This is a genomic window from Pseudoalteromonas sp. 20-MNA-CIBAN-0454 (assembly GCF_040308685.1).
Classification (GTDB): domain Bacteria; phylum Pseudomonadota; class Gammaproteobacteria; order Enterobacterales; family Alteromonadaceae; genus Pseudoalteromonas; species Pseudoalteromonas nigrifaciens.
Genome location: NZ_JBEOOB010000277.1, coordinates 1 through 211, shown reverse-complemented (window position 1 = coordinate 211; position 211 = coordinate 1). Strand labels below are relative to the sequence as shown.

Annotated in this window: 1 protein-coding gene; it reads right to left on the bottom strand. The window is 43.6% G+C overall.

The features are described 5' to 3' along the window. The coding region (locus AAEZ22_RS18735) for an IS66 family transposase zinc-finger binding domain-containing protein (protein ID WP_350595978.1) at nt 1-211 on the bottom strand (211 nt) is incomplete at both ends.

Genomic DNA, 211 nt, shown 5'->3' with positions numbered 1-211 from the left:
ATTTAGGCCTAATATGCTCAATCACTTTGATTTTAGCGGGTATGAACTCAAGCTTTTCTGACTTATCTTCACCCATTCTATGTAGCTCACCGCCACAGCAATCACAGGTTTTGTCGATGATGTCGTGAATAACTTGCTCACGAGGTAAGTCTTTTGGCAGTGGCTTACGCACCGGCTTTTTACGGGTATAGCTAATGGATTGTTGCTCTGC